This window comes from Pseudomonas sp. CCNWLW23, from assembly GCF_037095675.1.
Classification (GTDB): Bacteria; Pseudomonadota; Gammaproteobacteria; order Pseudomonadales; family Pseudomonadaceae; genus Aquipseudomonas; species Aquipseudomonas atacamensis.
In genome coordinates this window covers 1-18972 of sequence record NZ_JBAWKM010000019.1, presented here as the reverse complement: position 1 = coordinate 18972, position 18972 = coordinate 1, and the positions used below count along the sequence as shown (strand labels likewise).

General features: G+C 60.8%; 15 protein-coding genes and 1 tRNA gene. 3 read left to right on the top strand and 13 right to left on the bottom strand.

The annotated features are described in order from the left end of the window. Nucleotides 1–140: 140 nt before the first annotated feature. From asd to leuC, 5 genes are all read right to left on the bottom strand, one after another. Nucleotides 141–1253 carry an aspartate-semialdehyde dehydrogenase gene (gene asd, locus V8J63_RS21360; RefSeq protein ID WP_016773934.1) on the bottom strand — a complete coding sequence of 371 codons (1113 nt, stop codon included), beginning with the start codon at nt 1251–1253 and terminating at the stop codon, nt 141–143. A 66-nt stretch (nt 1254–1319) separates the two neighbouring features. Continuing rightward, the gene (gene leuB / locus V8J63_RS21355; RefSeq protein ID WP_016773933.1) at nt 1320–2402 is read right to left on the bottom strand and encodes a 3-isopropylmalate dehydrogenase; all 1083 of its coding nucleotides are present in this window, start codon (nt 2400–2402) and stop codon (nt 1320–1322) included. A 55-nt stretch (nt 2403–2457) separates the two neighbouring features. Then, nucleotides 2458–3225, bottom strand: a complete 768-nt coding sequence (locus V8J63_RS21350) for a class I SAM-dependent methyltransferase (RefSeq protein WP_336464596.1) — start codon at nt 3223–3225, stop codon at nt 2458–2460. 95 nt (nt 3226–3320) lie between these two features. After that, nucleotides 3321–3965: a 3-isopropylmalate dehydratase small subunit gene (gene leuD, locus V8J63_RS21345; RefSeq protein ID WP_073474092.1), complete on the bottom strand. Its 645-nt coding sequence runs from the start codon at nt 3963–3965 to the stop codon at nt 3321–3323. Between the two features lie 12 nt (nt 3966–3977). Next, complete coding sequence (leuC, locus tag V8J63_RS21340; protein ID WP_016773930.1) at nt 3978–5396, bottom strand: 3-isopropylmalate dehydratase large subunit; 1419 nt, start codon at nt 5394–5396, stop codon at nt 3978–3980. Nucleotides 5397–5535: 139 nt separating this feature from the next. On the opposite strand from leuC, the gene V8J63_RS21335 reads away from it, so the two are divergent. The 3 genes from V8J63_RS21335 (at nt 5536) to V8J63_RS21325 (ending at nt 11554) form a co-directional block, all read left to right on the top strand. Then, complete coding sequence (locus tag V8J63_RS21335) at nt 5536–6426, top strand: LysR family transcriptional regulator (protein ID WP_336464595.1); 891 nt, start codon at nt 5536–5538, stop codon at nt 6424–6426. 63 nt (nt 6427–6489) lie between these two features. Further along, nucleotides 6490–9768, top strand: a complete 3279-nt coding sequence (locus tag V8J63_RS21330) for a PAS domain S-box protein (protein ID WP_024012383.1) — start codon at nt 6490–6492, stop codon at nt 9766–9768. A gap of 94 nt (nt 9769–9862) precedes the next feature. Further along, nucleotides 9863–11554 (top strand): molecular chaperone HscC, encoded by a 1692-nt coding sequence (locus V8J63_RS21325; protein ID WP_197890957.1) that lies wholly within the window; start codon nt 9863–9865, stop codon nt 11552–11554. On the opposite strand, the gene V8J63_RS21320 is transcribed toward V8J63_RS21325, so the two are convergent. From V8J63_RS21320 to V8J63_RS21285, 8 genes are all read right to left on the bottom strand, one after another. Beyond that, nucleotides 11551–14241, bottom strand: a complete 2691-nt coding sequence (locus V8J63_RS21320; protein WP_336464594.1) for a DUF805 domain-containing protein — start codon at nt 14239–14241, stop codon at nt 11551–11553. The genes V8J63_RS21325 and V8J63_RS21320 overlap by 4 nt on opposite strands. Beyond that, complete coding sequence (locus V8J63_RS21315) at nt 14238–14933, bottom strand: DUF1266 domain-containing protein (protein WP_130902130.1); 696 nt, start codon at nt 14931–14933, stop codon at nt 14238–14240. The genes V8J63_RS21320 and V8J63_RS21315 overlap by 4 nt, the downstream gene beginning before the upstream one ends. Before the next feature lie 188 nt (nt 14934–15121). Next, nucleotides 15122–15568, bottom strand: a complete 447-nt coding sequence (locus V8J63_RS21310) for an Hsp20 family protein (RefSeq protein ID WP_016773925.1) — start codon at nt 15566–15568, stop codon at nt 15122–15124. Between the two features lie 119 nt (nt 15569–15687). Next, the gene (locus V8J63_RS21305; RefSeq protein ID WP_016773924.1) at nt 15688–16647 is read right to left on the bottom strand and encodes a tRNA dihydrouridine synthase; all 960 of its coding nucleotides are present in this window, start codon (nt 16645–16647) and stop codon (nt 15688–15690) included. Nucleotides 16648–16821: 174 nt separating this feature from the next. Further along, nucleotides 16822–17265, bottom strand: coding sequence for an acyl-CoA thioesterase (locus tag V8J63_RS21300; RefSeq protein WP_125927219.1), 444 nt, complete (start codon nt 17263–17265; stop codon nt 16822–16824). Between the two features lie 46 nt (nt 17266–17311). After that, nucleotides 17312–18145: an alpha/beta fold hydrolase gene (locus V8J63_RS21295; protein ID WP_130927896.1), complete on the bottom strand. Its 834-nt coding sequence runs from the start codon at nt 18143–18145 to the stop codon at nt 17312–17314. A 30-nt stretch (nt 18146–18175) separates the two neighbouring features. After that, complete coding sequence (locus V8J63_RS21290; RefSeq protein ID WP_016773921.1) at nt 18176–18715, bottom strand: TetR/AcrR family transcriptional regulator; 540 nt, start codon at nt 18713–18715, stop codon at nt 18176–18178. Nucleotides 18716–18896: 181 nt separating this feature from the next. Further along, nucleotides 18897–18972 (bottom strand) — tRNA-Glu (locus V8J63_RS21285).

The window sequence follows — 18972 nt, the reverse complement described above, 5'->3', positions numbered from 1 at the left end:
AACGGACGCTCCGCGTTCTGCTTCGGAAGGGACGCAGAGCGTCCCGGGATGCATTCCCACGCGGAGCATGGGAACGATCATTACGCATAAAAAAACCCGCACCTCTTTCAAGGCACGGGCTCTTTCACAACTTCAAGCGATCAACGCTCCAGCAGGATCCGCAGCATGCGGCGCAGCGGTTCGGCCGCGCCCCACAGCAGTTGGTCGCCGACGGTAAAGGCGCCGACGAATTGCGAACCCATGTTCAGCTTGCGCAGACGACCGACCGGTACATTCAGGGTGCCGGTGACCTTGGTCGGGCTCAGCTCCTGCATGCTGATCTCGCGGTTGTTCGGTACCAGCTTGACCCACGGGTTGTGCTGGCTGATCAGCCCTTCGATATCGGCGATCGGTACGTCTTTGTTCAGCTTGATGGTCAGCGCCTGGCTGTGGCAGCGCATGGCGCCGATGCGCACGCAGATACCGTCGACCGGGATCGGGCTCTTGAAGCGACCGAGGATCTTGTTGGTCTCGGCCTGGGCCTTCCACTCTTCGCGGCTCTGGCCGTTCGGCAGTTCCTTGTCGATCCACGGGATCAGGCTGCCGGCCAGCGGTACGCCGAAGTTCTCGGTCGGGTACGCGTCGCTGCGCATGGCTTCGGCCACGCGACGGTCGATGTCGAGGATCGCGCTGGCCGGGTCGGCCAGTTGATCGGCGACAGCGGCGTGGGTCGCGCCCATCTGCTTGATCAGTTCACGCATGTTCTGCGCGCCGGCACCGGAAGCCGCCTGATAGGTCATGGCGCTCATCCATTCGACCAGACCGGCCTCGAACAGACCGCCCAGACCCATCAGCATCAGGCTGACGGTGCAGTTGCCGCCGATGTAGTTCTTGGTGCCCGCGTCCAGTTGCTGGTCGATGACCTTGCGGTTGACCGGGTCGAGAATGATCACCGCGTCATCGTTCATGCGCAGGCTCGACGCCGCGTCGATCCAGTAACCCTGCCAGCCGGCTTCACGCAGCTTGGGGAATACTTCGCTGGTGTAGTCGCCGCCCTGGCAGGTCAAAATCACGTCGAGGGTCTTCAGCTCGTCAATGCTGTAAGCGTCCTTGAGCGGAGCAATGTCCTTGCCCACGGACGGGCCTTGGCCACCGACATTGGACGTGGTGAAAAACACCGGCTCGATAAGATCGAAATCCTGCTCTTCCAGCATCCGCTGCATGAGCACGGAACCGACCATCCCGCGCCAACCGATCAGACCTACACGTTTCATCGCAACTACACCTTCTTGAAAAGTGGGCCGCTGCTTTGTATTGAATTTCGCAGCGGGCCCGAGAGATTACAGATTCCGCAGCGCGGCGACTACTGCGTCGCCCATTTCCTGCGTACCGACTTTGGTACAACCGGCCGAGTGGATGTCGCCGGTGCGCAAGCCCTGATCGAGCACGACGCTGACGGCTTTTTCGATGGCATCGGCAGCGTCGTGCAGATTGAAGCTGTAACGCAGCATCATCGACACCGACAGGATCGTCGCCAGCGGGTTGGCAATGCCTTTACCGGCAATGTCCGGCGCCGAACCGTGGCACGGCTCGTACATGCCCTTGTTGTTGGAATCCAGCGAGGCCGACGGCAGCATGCCGATCGAACCGGTGAGCATCGACGCTTCGTCGGAGAGGATGTCGCCGAACATGTTGTCGGTGACGATCACGTCGAACTGCTTGGGTGCGCGCACCAACTGCATGGCGGCGTTGTCGACGTACATGTGGCTCAGTTCGACTTCCGGGTAATCCTTGGCCACCTGCTCGACCACTTCACGCCACAACTGGCTGGATGCCAGCACGTTGGCCTTGTCCACCGAGCAGAGCTTCTTGCCACGAACCATGGCCATGTCGAAACCGACACGGGCGATGCGGCGAATTTCGCTTTCGCTGTACGGCAGGGTGTCGTAGGACTGACGCTCGCCATTGTCCAGCGTACGGGTACCACGCGGCGCGCCGAAGTAAATGCCGCCGGTCAGCTCACGGACGATGAGGATGTCCAGACCGGCAACGATTTCCGGCTTCAGGCTCGACGCGTCGGCCAGTTGCGGATAGAGGATCGCCGGGCGCAGGTTGCCGAACAGGCCCAGTTGCGCACGGATTTTCAGCAGACCGCGTTCAGGGCGGATATCACGCTCGATGGTGTCCCATTTCGGGCCACCGACAGCGCCCAGCAGCACGGCGTCGGCAGCGCGGGCGCGATCAAGGGTTTCGTCGGCCAGCGGCACGCCATGCTTGTCGATGGCCGCGCCACCGATCACGTCGTGGCTCAGCTCGAAGCCCAGGCTGTACTTGTCATTGGCCAATTCCAGCACCTTGACCGCTTCGGCCATGATTTCCGGACCAATACCGTCACCCGGGAGAATCAGAATCTGCTTGCTCATGCTTTCCTCGTGTCTTCAAGCGGTGCGCCAGTGAACGGCGCGCCGGGAAAAATTCTTATCGCTCAGCCATCAGTACGATTACATCGGTACTGAACGAGCCGTCGGCATCTATCTCAAAATACTCACGCACTTCGTTGCCCATCGACTGCTGCAACTGGCGGATCGCCGCGCGCATCACGTCAGGTGTGCGCATGCGCTCGACCCAACTGCTGTACTCCAGACGCAGGCGCTGCCGGGTGGTACTGCGCACATGCAGACCGGCTTCGCTGACCTGGCGCAGCCACTCGGCGGCGGAGTAGTCGCGGACATGGCTGGTGTCGCGCAACACTTCAACGCTTTGCAGGTAAGTGTCGAACAACGCACTGCCCGGTGACAACACATCAACGAACGCCGCCACCCCGCCCGGCTTCAGCACCCGACGCACTTCGCGCAAGGCCTGACCGAGGTCGCTCCAGTGATGCGCCGAATAGCGGCTGAACACAAAATCGAACTCGCCATCGGCGAACGGCAAGCGCTCGGCAGCACCGTTGACGGTAATGATGTTGCTCAAGCCGCGATCGACGGCAGCGCCGGCAACCACATCAAGCATTTGCTGCGACAAGTCGTAAGCCACCACTTCCCTGACCAGCGGCGCGACATGGAAACTGACGTGACCGGCGCCACAGCCCAGATCCAGCACCCGCGCTCCACCCTGCCCGGCCAGTTCAGCCTGGAGCAGCGCGAATTCGCTGCCTTGGGCGTGAACCGCGCTGCTCAGGTAAGCGGCTGCCTGTTCGCCGAATTGCTTCTGGACGACCTGGGTGTGCTGGGCGGTGCTGGTCATGGATCACATCCTGTAAGCAGTGTTATTTGAAATACATTCCCTGTGGGAGCGAGCCTGCTCGCGAAGAGGCCCGCCCTGACTACATCAATCCCGAATCAAGCGTCGCGAAACAACCACGGCTGACTAACCCGATGCTTGGCTTCGAACGTCGCAATCGCATCGCCGTCCTGCAAGGTCAGGCCGATATCGTCAAGACCATTGAGCAGGCAGTGCTTGCGGAACGCGTCGACCTCGAAGCTGTAGACCTTGCCATCCGGGCGGGTCACGGTCTGCGCTTGCAAGTCGATCTGCAATTGATAACCCGGCTCGGCTTCAACCTGCTTAAACAGTTCATCAACTTCTGCATCGCTGAGGATGATCGGCAGCAGGCCGTTCTTGAAACTGTTGTTGAAGAAAATGTCGGCGTAACTCGGCGCGATGATGCTGCGGAAACCGTACTCTTCCAGCGCCCACGGCGCGTGTTCACGGCTCGAGCCGCAGCCGAAGTTCTCGCGGGCGAGCAATACGCTAGCACCCTGATAGCGCTCGGCGTTGAGGACGAAATCCTTGTTCAACGGGCGCTTGGAGTTGTCCTGGTACGGCTGGCCGACATCCAGATAACGCCACTCGTCGAACAGGTTCGGACCGAAACCGGTGCGCTTGATCGACTTCAAGAACTGCTTGGGAATGATCTGATCAGTGTCGACGTTGGCACGATCCAGAGGCGCGACAAGACCAGTGTGCTGGGTAAAAGCTTTCATGCTGCGCTCCTTTTAGATCAATTCACGAACGTCGATGAAACGGCCGTTCACTGCTGCTGCGGCAGCCATGGCCGGGCTGACCAGGTGGGTACGGCCACCGGCGCCCTGACGGCCTTCGAAGTTACGGTTGGAAGTCGAGGCGCAATGCTCGCCGGACTCCAAACGGTCCGGGTTCATCGCCAGGCACATCGAGCAACCCGGCTCGCGCCATTCGAAACCGGCCTCAAGGAAAATCTTGTCCAGCCCTTCGGCTTCCGCCTGCGCCTTGACCAGACCCGAGCCCGGCACGACGATCGCCTGCTTGATGGTCGAGGCCACCTTGCGGCCCTTGGCGATCACCGCAGCGGCGCGCAAGTCTTCGATGCGCGAGTTGGTGCAGGAACCGATGAACACGCGATCAAGCTGAATGTCGGTGATCGCCTGATTGGCGGTCAAACCCATGTATTTCAAGGCGCGGACGATCGAGTCGCGCTTGACCAGATCCATTTCCTTGGCCGGGTCCGGCACGTTCTGATCAACAGCCAAAACCATCTCAGGCGAAGTGCCCCAGCTGACTTGCGGCTTGATTTGCGCGGCGTCGAGCTCGACCACGGTGTCGAATTTGGCATCGGCGTCGGAGACCAGGTCTTTCCAGGCTTCGACGGCCATGTCCCACTGCTCGCCTTTCGGCGCGAATGGACGACCTTTGACGTAGTCGATGGTCTTCTGATCCGCCGCCACCAGGCCGACGCGGGCGCCGGCTTCGATGGACATGTTGCAGATGGTCATGCGGCCTTCGACGGACAGATCACGGATCGCGCTGCCGGCAAATTCGATGGCATGGCCGTTACCGCCGGCGGTGCCGATCTTACCGATCACCGCAAGGACGATGTCCTTGGCGGTCACGCCGAACGGCAATTGGCCTTCGACGCGCACCAGCATGTTCTTCATTTTTTTGGCGACCAGGCACTGTGTGGCGAGGACGTGCTCGACCTCGGAGGTGCCGATGCCGTGGGCCAACGCACCGAATGCGCCGTGGGTCGAGGTGTGCGAATCGCCGCAAACCACGGTCATGCCCGGCAAGGTCGCGCCCTGCTCCGGACTGATCACGTGAACGATGCCCTGACGCACGTCGTTCATCTTGAATTCGACGATGCCGTATTCATCGCAGTTGTCGTCGAGGGTCTGCACCTGCAAACGCGAAACCTGATCGGCAATGGCTTCGATGCCGCCCTTGCGCTCAGGGGTGGTCGGTACGTTGTGGTCCGGGGTCGCAATGTTGGCATCGATGCGCCAAGGCTTGCGCCCGGCCAGACGCAAGCCTTCGAAAGCTTGCGGCGAAGTCACTTCGTGGATGATGTGACGATCGATGTAGATCAGCGCCGAGCCATCGTCGCGCTGCTTGACCAAATGCGAATCCCAGAGCTTGTCGTAGAGCGTTTTGCCGGCCATCAGACGGTTCCTCATCAGCTTGTTTCTATGCCCTGGGCTTATCAATAACCCTTTGGCTTGTGAGGCCGATCCTATGGGGTTAGATTAAATAACTCAAATTCATATTTTTTATGCTTTGGATAACCAACTGGAATGCGACATGGACTTGGCTAACCTCAACGCTTTTATTGCCATCGCCGAGACCGGCAGCTTCTCCGGCGCCGGCGAACGCCTTCATCTGACCCAACCGGCGATCAGCAAGCGCATCGCCGGTCTTGAGCAGCAATTGAAGGTGCGCCTGTTCGACCGCTTGGGCCGTGAAGTCGGCCTGACCGAGGCCGGTCGCGCCCTGCTGCCACGGGCTTATCAGATTCTCAACGTGCTCGACGACACCCGCCGCGCCCTGACCAACCTGACCGGCGAGGTCAGCGGTCGCCTGACGCTGGCCACCAGTCACCACATCGGCCTGCATCGCTTGCCGCCTCTATTAAGGGAGTTCACCCGCCGCTACCCACAGGTTGCGCTGGATATTCAGTTTCTTGATTCGGAAGTGGCCTACGAGGAAATTCTCCACGGCCGCGCAGAATTGGCGGTCATCACCCTCGCGCCAGAGCCGCATACCTTGGTCAAAGCCACGCCGGTGTGGGACGACCCGCTGGATTTCGTCGTCGCCCCGGAGCATTCGCTGATCAACAACGGTGCCGTCAGTCTGGCGGACATCGCCGGCCACCCCGCGGTTTTCCCCGGCGGCAACACCTTTACCCACCACATCGTCCAGCGTTTGTTCGAAGCCCAGGACCTGACGCCGAACATCGCCATGAGCACCAACTACCTGGAAACCATCAAGATGATGGTCTCCATTGGCCTGGCCTGGAGCGTGCTGCCGCGCACCATGCTCGACGAACAAGTGGCAAGCATCGCATTGCCGGGCATACAGCTCACTCGCCAGCTAGGCTATATCTTGCACACCGAACGGACGCTATCGAATGCAGCACGCGCCTTCATGGCCCTGCTGGATGCACAAATCGATCGGCCAGGGATCCCGGCCTGACTTGTGCTACTCCTATAGAGCCGCTCCTGTGCCTAACGCCACTCAGCTCAAGGCCCGCTGACAATGCCGAAATCTGTTGACCGAACTCCGCCGATGCCGCGAATCCAGGCCGTCGATCCGCGCCATTCCGAGCAGAGCTGGGAAAGCGCGCCGCAATTGCTCGCCGCGCTCAACGGCGCGCGGCTCGGCGCCTGGTATTGGGACATCGAGCGTGGGCAGATCAGCTGGTCGCGGGGCACCCAGGCGTTGTTCGGTTTCGATCCACGGCAGCCGTTGCCCGCCGATTTGGAATACCTCGACCTGTTGCCGCCGGAAGACCGCGCGAAAACCGTGCGTGCTTTCCACGCGGTGATCGCCGGCGCGCCGCTGGAGCAGGCGATGCATCACCGCATCCGCTGGCCCGACGGCAGCCTGCACTGGCTGGAGATCAGCGGCAGCCTGCTGCCAGACAAGAACGGCCGGCCCCGAATGATCGGGGTGATTCGCGAAATCACCCACCAACGCCAGCGCGAGCAGGCCTTGAGCAGCTCGGAGAAACGTTTCGCTACACTTTTCCACCTATGCCCGAACATGGTTCTGCTGACCCGTCAGGATGACGGTCTGATCAGCGAGGCCAACCAGTATTTCGAAAGCCTGTTCGGCTGGCCGGTGCAAAGCGCAATCGGCCGCACCACCCTGGAACTGGGCTTGTGGGTGCACCCCGAGCAACGCGCCGAACTGGTGAAAAAAACCAAAGCCAAGGGCGAGCTGATCAGCATGGAAGTGCAGTTCCGCGCCAGCAATGGCCAGGTGCACGACGGCATCCTCAGCGCGCAGAAGGTCGAGCTCGAAGGCCAGCCCTATCTGCTCAGCACGTTTCTCGACACCACCGAACGCAAAGCCGCCGAACTGGCCTTGAAGGACAGCCAGGAACGCCTCGACCTGGCGCTGGACTCGGCGCAACTCGGCACCTGGGACTGGCACATCCCCAGCGGCATGCTTTACGGCTCGGCGCGCGCTGCGCAATTGCACGGGCTGGAGCCGATTCCATTCCATGAATCATTCGAGGAGTTTTTCGAAGGCGTGCCGGGCGAGGAACGTGACAGCATGCGCGATGCCTACCGCAGCCTGCGCGAAGGTCCGGCCGGCAACTATCAACTGACCTATCGCGTGCAATTGCCCGACGGCAGCTCGCGCTATCTGGAAAGCCGCGCGCGTCTCTATCGCGACGACAACGGCGCGCCGCTGCGCATGGCCGGCACGCTGCTGGACATTACCGATCAGGTCGAGCGCGAGCAGCGGCTGGTCGCCTCGGAAGAGAAATTCGCCACGCTGTTTCAGGTCAGCCCCGATCCGATCTGCGTGACGCGCCAGGAAACCGGGGAATTCATCGAGATCAATTCCAGCTTCAGCCAGACCTTTGGCTGGAGCGCCGCCGATGTGATTGGCCACACCGCCGAAGAAATCGGCCTGTGGGACGCCTCGGCAAAGAGCCTGCAACGCATCGAACGAGTGATCCGCGAACAAGGCCTGAGCAACGTGGCCATTCTCGTCCAGCACAAGGACGGCCAGTCGCTGACCTGCGTGATTTCCAGCCGGCAGATCAGCGTCGGCGACCAGCCGTGCATCGTCACCACCCTGCGCGACATCACCCAGCAACAACGCTCGGAAGCAGCGCTGAAGGCCAGCGAAGAAAAATTCGCCAAGGCGTTTCACTCCAGCCCCGACGCCATCACCATCACCGAGCGCGACACCGGGCGTTATCTTGAGGTCAACGATGGCTTCTGCCGCCTCACCGGCTATCGCGCCGACGAAGTGGTGGGCAAAACCGTTTATCAGGTGGGGATCTGGGCGGAAGAGAAACAACGCTCGACCTTACTCGCCGAGTTGCAGATCAAGGGCCGCGTGCATCATCAGGAAATGCTCGGGCGCAACAAGCGCGGCGAGTTGCTCACCGTTGAGGTCTCGGTCGAGCCGATCACGCTCAATGAAACCGCGTGCCTGCTGCTGACCGCGCGCGACGTCAGCCTGTTGAAGAACGCCGAAGCGCAGATTCGTCACCTGGCCTATCACGACCCGCTGACCAACCTGCCCAACCGCGCCCTGCTGATGGATCGCCTGAGTCAGCAGATCGCCCTGCTCAAGCGCCACAATCTGCGCGGCGCCTTGCTGTTTCTCGACCTCGATCACTTCAAGCACATCAACGATTCCCTCGGCCACCCGGTCGGCGACACCGTGCTGAAAATCATCACCGCGCGGCTCGAAGCCAGCGTGCGCATGGAAGACACGGTGGCGCGCCTCGGTGGCGATGAGTTTGTGGTGTTGCTCAGCGGCCTCGAAGGTTCGCGCAGTGAAGTCAGCGAGCAAGTGCGCGCGCTGGCCGACACCATTCGCGAATTGCTTTCGGAGCCGATGTTCCTTGATGGCCAGCGCCTGCAAGTGACGCCGAGCATTGGCGTCGCGCTGATCCCCGATCACGGCTCGACCCCGACCGACCTGCTCAAACGCGCCGACATCGCCCTGTACCGGGCCAAGGATTCCGGGCGCAACACCACGCAGATGTATCACAACACCATGCAGAAAGCGGCGAGCGAACGCCTGCGCATGGAGACCGACCTGCGTCTTGCGCTGTCGCGCGGCGAGTTCAACGTGCACTTTCAGCCACAGGTCGATGCCCGCGACAACCGCATCATTGGCGCCGAAGCCCTGGTGCGCTGGAACCATCCCGAACTCGGCGCGCAATCGCCCACCGAGTTCATCAAGGTACTGGAAGATAGTGGCCTGATTCTCGAAGTCGGCACGTGGATCCTCGATGAAGCCTGCAACGCCTTCAAACAACTGATCGCGTTGAAACTGGTCGACCCGCTCAACTTCAGCCTGTGCGTGAACATCAGCCCCCGGCAGTTCCGCCAGAACGATTTCGTCGAACGCATCGAACACAGCATGACCAGCCACGGCCTGCCCTGCTCGCTGCTGAAACTGGAAATCACCGAAGGCATCGTCATCCAGAATCTGGAAGACACCATCAGCAAAATGCGCCGCCTGAAAAAGCTCGGCGTGAGCTTCGCCATGGACGACTTCGGCACCGGTTATTCGTCGCTGACTTATTTGAAGCGCCTTCCGGTAGACACCCTGAAGATCGACCAGTCGTTTATCCGCGATGCGACCACTGACTCCAATGTTGCCGAGATCATTCGCGCAATTGTCGCGATGGCGCGCAGCCTTGAGCTGGAGGTCATTGCCGAGGGCGTGGAGACGCCAGCGCAACTGGCGTTTTTGCAGGGCCTGGAATGCCATTTGTATCAGGGTTATCTGCACAGCCGGCCGGTGGGGTTGGAGGATCTGAAAAAACTGCTGCCCTGAATCGGCGGTCGCACAGACTGGCAACAGAGCAACAATTGCCACGGTTTGCGTCAGCCTGTAGGGTCGCTTTTTTTGCGCCGCTTCGAGATCAACCATGCAGGATGCATCCCTTCCCCGCCCGGCCCTGCTGGGCATCGACCTTGGCACCACCAACAGCCTGATCGCCGTCTGGCGTGAAGGCCGCGCCGAACTGATCCGCAACGCCCTCGGCGATGTGCTGACACCGTCGGTGGTCAGCCTTGATGAAGACGACACGATTCTGGTCGGCAAAGCCGCCCGCGCCCGCCTGACCACGCACCCGGAACGCACTGCCGCCGCGTTCAAGCGCTTCATGGGCAGCGACAGGCAAATCCAGCTCGGCTCTCGCCAGTTCAGCCCGGAAGAGTTGTCGGCGCTGGTACTTGGCTCACTCAAGCAAGACGCAGAAGTCTTTCTCGGCCAAGCGGTCACAGAAGCGGTCATTTCCGTACCGGCATATTTCAGTGACGAGCAGCGCAAGCGCACCTTGTTCGCCGCCGAACTGGCCGGGCTGTCGGTGACGCGCCTGATCAATGAACCAACCGCTGCCGCCATGGCGTACGGCCTGCACGAACAGAAGTTCGAACGCACGCTGATATTCGATCTCGGCGGCGGCACGTTCGACGTCACCGTGCTCGAATACGCATTGCCGCTGATCGAGGTGCACGCCTCCACTGGCGACAACTTTCTTGGCGGCGAAGACTTCACCGCCGCCCTGTTGCAGGCCTGCCTGAAACACTGGCAACTCGCCCCCTCAACGATCGATGCACAAGCCATGGCCAGCCTCGGTGATGCCCTCGAACAGCTGAAATGCAAACTCGGCGAAGGGGCGCAGCACTTGAGCTGGCGGTATGCCGAGCAGACATTCGAATGGGAACTGGATGAAGCCGCTGCGGTGAAAATCTGGGAGCCGTTGCTGGCCCGCTTGCGCGCGCCAATCGAACAGGCTCTGCGCGATGCCCGACTGAAACCGCGCGACCTCGACAGCCTGGTGCTGGTCGGTGGCGCCACGCGCATGCCGGCGGTACAGCAAATGGTCGCCACGTTGTTTGGACGCCTGCCTTATCGGCATCTTGATCCGGACACCATCGTGGCGCTGGGCGCAGCGACGCAGGCGGCATGCAAGGCGCGGGACGGTGCGGTCGAGGAATTGATTCTGACGGATGTCTGTCCGTATACGCTGGGGATTTCGACCAATCGTGGCGAAGGCGTCAGTGGCGCGTTCTCGCCGATCATCGAACGTAACACGGTGATTCCAACGTCACGGGTGCAGCGTTACTCGACGACGTTTGCGCAACAGACTGAAATTCGGATCGCGGTGTATCAAGGGGAACGCCCGTGGGTACGCGACAATATTTTCATCGATTCTTTCGACATCCAGTTCACCCCTAGTGAGCAGCTGCAGAGCCTCGATGTGCGTTTCAGTTATGACATCAACGGCCTGCTGGAAGTAGACGTCACGCTTCTGGAAACCGGCGAACGTTACGGCCACAGCATCGACCGCAGCCCGACCGGACTGGATGAACAGGCGCGCAGAGACAGCCATGCCCGGCTCGCGACGCTCAAAGTTCACCCTCGCGACGCCCTGCCCAACCGCACCCTGCTCGCACGGCTGGAGCGAGCATGGATGCAAAGTCTGGGCGACGAGCGTGCGCGCATTGCCGAGTGGATGGACACCTTCAACACCGTGCTTGCCGGCCAGCAAGCCAGCGAAATCGCCAGCCACCGCTCAGCGCTGAATGATGCGCTGGATCAGATGCGTCTTTAACCGTTCAGTTGCCGTAAAGCAGCCTGCAACCCGCCGGACAACATATCTGCCCCACTGTCCGGCGGCACGCCATAGCGGTTAGGCAGTTTGTCTCCCGGAAAGCCGAACAACACCAGCGGCAGGAATGGCAGAAACGGCGACAATCCAAGAAATATCAGCAGTGTCGGTATGCCCCGGCCCATATCGTGCAACCGCCGTAGAACTGCCGCGAACAACAGCAGCACGCCAAGCAAAAAGATGAGCATCCCGCCAATCGTCGTGCCCGTTATCAGCCCGGCTATTGGGGTTACCACTACGCATCCCAGGACCTGAGCGATGAAAGCCTTGCGCCCCAGCCGTGATCCGAGGCGCCAGAACGCTTTCGCTGGTACTGGCTGGACATCACTGTTGGCTAACAGCAACCGCTCCGACCACGACAGCAACGCGCACAGTGCCAAGCGCAAACCGACGCTGTTCTGCACGTCATCCTTACCTTGCTGCAGTTGCCGCAATACTCGCGTTTTCGGCACACCGGCAGCGCCGTAGCGAATCAAGCTTTTGAGCGCATCCAGCGCCTCATAGGCCAATAGTTTGTCGACACCGAAATCCGTCAACACCTTGCGCGGTGGCCACACCGGTTCGCCCTTGATCAGACCGTCGCGAAAGCCTTCGAACCAGTCATCCTCGCAACTGACCGCTTCAATCGACTGCAACAACGCCCGGTGCTGCTCGGCGCTCAGGCCTGGATCGTGGTAGAGCACGCCCCAGAACATCAACAAGCCCAGCAGGTCATCGCCGCACGCCGCACGGTCACTTTCGACGCAGGTGTAAAGCAGGGTATTGGCGGGCAGCCTGGCGCTGTCGAGAGCCTGCTCGACACTGAACAACTGTTGCACCAGCAAACCGTGCACAGGATCGTCACCCTGCAGCCAACCCAGCAAACCGGCGCCATTGCCCTGCTCACGCAGCAAGCGCCGCAATAGCGGCTGCAGTCGGCTCAAAGGATGCGCAGGATTGAACGGCAAACGCTCCAGACACTGCGCATCAATCAATTGCAACCAGCGCTCGGGTTGTTCCAGCAATGCCAGAAAAAACACGGTTTGAGCGTGCCAATCCCAGATGGCCGCTCCCAACCCGATCGGCGGCAAACCTGTCGCGCGCCGACTCAACTGGAGCATGAGATCAAGCTCCGAGAGGTCATTGCCGTCTTTGACCGCACTCAGCTCGAACGCGTCGGCAATGCGTGCAAGCGCCGTGTCGCTATAGGGCCGTAAGCGCTGCAACCACAGACGACAAACCTTGTGCAGCGCACCTTCGGACAACGCGAGCGGCAATTGCGGTGAAAGTGTTTGCGAGTCAGTGAAAGCGCTCATGGCCTGCGCAACAGGCGCCTTGGCCAGCCAATGCAGATGTTGCCTGGCCTGATACTTCAGGCCGCTCAAAACCAGGCATTCCAGCGCGTCCACCGGCAGCGGTTCGTCGACAATCTGCTGCAACAAGGCCGAATCACCACGATGCAGCGCCCAGGCGTGCCGGTACAGACGCAGCAAACGGCTGTCGTGGTTTTCGCCGATCAACTGCGCGAGCAATGGCAACTCGTCGCCCGCCATGCGCCAATCAACAAAGCTTTGCGCCAGTGCATCAAGCTTGAGCCGTCCGACACCCAACCAACGGGTCAAGGTCTCGGGCCGTTGTGACGGACTGCCATACACTTGGCACTCAGCACCCAGTTCGTCCGGCCAAACGGCGCAGTCCTCCAGACGATCGAACGCCTGAATCAGCAACGGCAGAAAGGTCGGCTGACGCTTGGCACACAGCTCCAGCAAGCGACTCTCTGCCGCGGGATGGCGATGTTCGCTCCAGAGCCGAATCCAGCATGGAAACGCTTGATCGTCGTGCCCCAACAGACTGTACTGACACGCCAGCAGGTACAGCCAGTCGACGTTATCCGGCGCGGCATCGTGCTGTTCGGCACAGCATTGCAGGAACGTCGGCGCGCCCATCCCCGCTTGGGTGAACTGCACCAGCAACCGCTTGAGGTACGCGGCATCGTTGGGCAACGGCAAGCACGTGTGCCGACTGGCGAACTCGGCGAACTCGTGAAGCGGACGCTGAGTAAAGATGAAATCGAGGCTACGGGCATACCACAGCGACTCGGTCTGTGCCGGCTCTGACCAGGCGCTCATCAGATCCGTGTCGAACGGGTCGGGCGTCTTGATGCGCTGCAAAAAGCCTTCTACCGCTTGCGCATCGTCGAATGCCAGATCGAGCAATTGCTGGTCCCAGGCCATGCGCTGCGCCAACAGATTCGCACAACGGTAGGACAACGGACCGGCGCCGGACAGTCGGTGGTACAAGCCCCAGTTGAGGTCATCTAAAACCTCCAGTGACAATTCATCCAGCGTCCGGACGAATGCCTGCCACGCCGTGTGATTGAATCGTCGCGCGGGATCATCCAGCAGCGCACAGAAATCCAGGAAAGCTTGAGGCGCCCGAACGACATTGGCTTGTGCAGCGTCGATCTCGTCTCCAGCCTCTTCCTCCTCTTCACGGGCCAGACGCAGGGCACTCTCGTAGGCCATGCGTAGCGCTTGAAAACCTTCCGGATCGGTTTCCGGATGGTGCGCCGGCAAGCGGGCGCGATAGGCGCTGCGAATCAGGGTTTCGTCAGTAGTCGGTTCAATGCCCAGTCGAATCCAGCAACTCATGACCAGTCGAACTCCCCAAGCGATGCCGGACGAGACGGCGGATCAATATCCATGTGCCAAGGCAGATCAGCGAGAAAGTGTGGAATGTTTTGCGCAAGACCTCGGGCAATCCTGGTGTTGAAAGCGCTGGTGCCCTCACGACTCATCTCGACCGCCAGTTCATCATCGCTTTTACTCATGCAGCACCAAAAGGTTCGTCCCACCAGAAAGCCGTTGAAGTAAGCCATCCAGCTGCCGTAATGAAACTGCGCCCTCAACGCCAGACGACTGTGCAACCAGTTGCTCTCGGCCAGATCGATCCATTGATTACGTACGGCGCAGCGCAACAGAAAGCCCATCCGGCCGTAATCCCAGGACAAGATGCCGCCGGGACCACAGCTGCCGAAGGTACGGCTGGCAAATTCATGCAGGACGCGCTCGCGCGGGCTCAGCTCATTGAGCAACGACTGCCATTCACTCGGCAGGGATCGCTGCCACGCCAGATAGGCCGCACTGAGGTGTTTGGCATGGCCGTCGTCGGTCATCCATCCGAGCATGTCGAACAACTGTTGCCGATCATCGATACCCCAACTTTCCTTGAGGTTGATGTAACGATCGTTGCAGAACGCCGGGTCGTCATACCCGGCGCCGGTGTTGAGCGCGGCCATTGGTGCGGACAACGCGCACAGCCAGCGCTGTTGAATCTCGTCCATGAAAAAAGGCTCCAGGCCGACCGCTGGGAAATGGGGGCCGGCAAAACTGCGCCGATTGTAAAGAGCCCCGCCAACAGCGGCAAACCCTGCATCGCTTTGACTGCGCGCACAAAAAAGGCCCCGACGTATCGGGGCCTTTCGTTCAGCGGCTTATCGCCGGTTCGGGCGATTGTGTGTCAGCACATGAATCAATGCTGCAACGCCGGCTGCTGCGCTCCATTGATCGGGATGCGCTTGGCTTTCGCTTCTTCCGGGATCACACGGAGCAGGTCGATGCTCAGCAGGCCGTTGCGCAGCGCAGCGTCCTTGATCTCGATGTGATCGGCCAGACGGAACGACAGCTTGAAGGCTCGCTGGGCGATGCCTTGATGCAAGAACGTGACGCTCTCGTCAGTGTCACGCTTGCCGCCACTGATGGTCAGCACACCCTTCTCGACTTGCAGGTCCAGGTCTTCTTCCTGGAAACCGGCGGCCGCAACGACGATACGGTATTGGTCATCACCGTGTTTTTCGACGTTGTAAGGTGGATAGCTGCTGCCTGGCTCGTTGCGCAGGGCGGTTTCGAACAGGTCGTTGAAACGGTCGAAACCTACCGAGGAACGGAACAGTGGCGCGAGAGAAAATGCAGTACTCATGGTTCAAATCTCCTGAAAACAATCAGCAAGGTTTTGTGTCTCCGCGACCCGAATTCGGCATCGCGTAACCCTTAGATAGGGACCGCTGTTTTGATTTCAAGAGATTATTTTGAGATTTTTTATGCGGCCTCGACGAGCGGCAATCCGAGCAGACGCGAGACTTGATCCGGCTCGGTTTCACGGCGCAGAACGGTGAAAAGCTCGGCGGCTTCCGGGTAGTTCCGTGTCAGCATGGCCAGCCATTGCTTGAGGCGACCAGGCGATTGGCGCGCGGTCATTTGCGCCTTGGCCTGCAGCCAGAAGTCCTGAATCAGCGGCATCAGCTCGGCCCAAGTCATCTCGACGACCTCTTCGCCAGCGCGCGCCGCAGCGATCTGCCGAGCGAGATCCGGGCGGGAGACCAGACCCCGACCGAGCATAATGTCTTCCACGCCACTGATTTCGCGGCAACGGCGCCAGTCTTCGACGCTCCAGATATCGCCGTTGGCGAACACCGGCACCTTGACCACGTCCTGCACGCGCGGGATCCACTCCCAATGAGCCGGCGGTTTGTAGCCGTCCATTTTCGTCCGCGCATGTACGACGATGTGCTCCGCCCCGCCTTCGGCCAGCGCCGTGGCGCAGACCAGCGAGCCGTCAGGACTGTCGAAACCCAGGCGCATTTTCGCGGTGACCGGGATGTGCGCCGGTACGGCGCGACGGACATGCTCGACGATCTGGTTGAGCAGCTCCGGCTCCTTGAGCAGCACGGCGCCGCCGCGGGATTTGTTGACGGTCTTGGCCGGGCAGCCGAAGTTGAGGTCGATCACCTCAGAACCGAGTTCGCAGGCCAGCGCAGCGTTTTCCGCCAGGCATACCGGATCAGAACCGAGCAATTGCACGCGCAGCGGCACGCCGGACGCGGTGCGAGCGCCGTTGAGCAGCTCGGGGCCGAACTTGTGGAAGTACGCCGGGGTGAGCAACTGGTCGTTGACCCGAATGAATTCGGTCACGCACCAGTCGATGCCGCCAACGCGGGTCAGCACGTCGCGCAGGATGTCGTCGACCAACCCTTCCATGGGCGCCAGAGCAATTTGCATGGGAAACACTACTTGAAGAAAAAACGTGCGGCAGTTTACTGGATATCGTGGAAGACCGCAGAACAACACATCTCTCTGTGGGAGCGAGCCTGCTCGCGAAGGCGGCCTGTCAGTTCATGCATGTGTGACTGACCTGACGCTTTCGCGAGCAGGCTCGCTCCCACAGGGTGAGATTTACATCGCCTCTGCAATCTGGATCGCCGGGCCATAGCCTTCGATGAATTCAGCCGGCATGCGCTTGGGCTTGCCGGTCGACAGTTCGATGCAGACAAACGTGGTCTGCGCGCGCAGCAGGGTGGCGTTGTCGCTGGGGCGTTTGAGCTGGAAATGCCGGGTCATTTTCAGGCGCTGATCCCAGTCGACGATCCAGGTCGCCAGCTGCAGTTCATCGCCTTCATAGGCGGCGGCCAGGTAATCGATTTCGTGGCGGACAACCGCCATCGCCCGATCCAGCCGCCGGTATTCGACCAGGTCCAGGCCGAGGCGCTGCGAATGGCGCCAGGCGCAGCGCTCGAGCCAGGTCACGTAAACGGCGTTATTGGCGTGCCCGAGCCCGTCGATGTCTTCGGCGCTTACTTGCAGATCAATGGTAAACGGCGTTGCCCGATCCCAGCCCATGCCCCACTCCCGGTCAAAGTATTCAACCGGGACAGTGTAACGGAGCTCAGGCCGATTGGCGCGTTTGAAGGCTGCGACCGGCAAGCAGTGATAACACACCATCAATCACTCGAGGGTCGGCCAGCACCCGCTGATGGCCGCCGCTTTCCAGGCGCAGCAGGCGGCTGTCGAACCAGGCTTCGTGAATCAATTGCGATTCTTTGACCGAGACAAAATTGTCGTCCTCGGCATGCACGATCAGGCCGGGCATATCCAGTTGATAGTGGGCCACGTCCAGCGTAGCGGCGCGCATGCCGACGTCCTGCTCGACTTGGCGGATAAAGGCCGAACGCGCGCGCGGCGGCATGCCGACCATTCGCGCAAAACCGCGCAGAACGCCGAGAATCCGCGACGGTGCGGCGATGCTTACCAGAGTTTCGGTGCGCAGGCCCAATTGCACGGCGAGCATCGCGCTGGCGCCGCCCATGGAATGGCCGATAACCGCTTGCAGCGGCGGCAATTCGGCAGATGCTTCAAGCATGGCGCGGGCGAACAGCACTACATTGGCTTCTCGCCCAGGGGAGCGACCGTGGGCCGGACCGTCGAGCGCGACGACGGTATAGCCGGCATCGACCAGCGCATTGATCAGCGAGGCGAACTGCGTTGGCCGCCCTTCCCAACCATGCATCAGCAACACTGTCGGGCCTTGGCCCCAGCGCAGCGCCGACAGGCCGAAGCGCAACGTGATGCGTTCGGAACTGGCCAACAGCGGCAGCTCCCAATCGCGCAGCGGTAGCGCGCGGGGCGTCATGAATGCCAGACGCATTTTGCTTGCCACCAGCTTCGGTGCAAACCAGCCCAAGGTACCGTTAACGCCACGAACCCACTTCAACGCGTTCATCGCACTCTCCTCAGGCTTGTTGCCTTCAGGTCAACGCACCGCCGACTTGGCGGCGCGCAGCAATCGATCGGATAACTCTCCCGGACCCAGCGCCCTGGCCAAGGCCAGACCACCGACCATCAACGCGACATCGGCCAAAGCCTTGTCGGTGTCTTCAGGGCTGGCCGCCAGTTGCGCGACCATCAGCTCCAGATGCTCGTTCAGCGCGATGCGGAACGACTCCGGCAAACGCCCCAATTCGCCAATCGAGGCCGGAATCGGGCATGCGGCTTCGCTGGAATCCCGGTGTTTGCGCGACAGGTAGAACGCAGCGACCAAAGCGCGACGCTCTTCGCCGGTCAGATCGGCGTCCATGTCGGCAATCAGGTCGCGACGCCGGCCCAGCAGTTGCTTGAACGCTTCGAGCATCATCGCGTCCTTGCTTTCGAAGTGGGCGTAGAAGCCGCCGACGGTCAGGCCGGCTGCGCCCATCACTTCGCCCACGCTCGGGTCAGCCGGGCCGCGCTGAATCAGTGCGGCGCTGGCAGCCTTGAGGATGCGTTCGCGGGTTTGAGCTTTTTTATCGTTCATCGTTGCCTCCGAATATTACGACTAGAATATTATTCGCATAATAATATTCCGCAAGTCATGAATATGACCGCTGGTCTGAAGCACAGTGTAAGGAAAAAGGAGAGTTGGCCAAACGCCAGACAAACAAAAGGGCCATTCAATAATTGAATGACCCTTATAAATCCCGCAGAGCGGGTAATCGTGGCGTCCCCTAGGGGACTCGAACCCCTGTTACCGCCGTGAAAGGGCGGTGTCCTAGGCCACTAGACGAAGGGGAC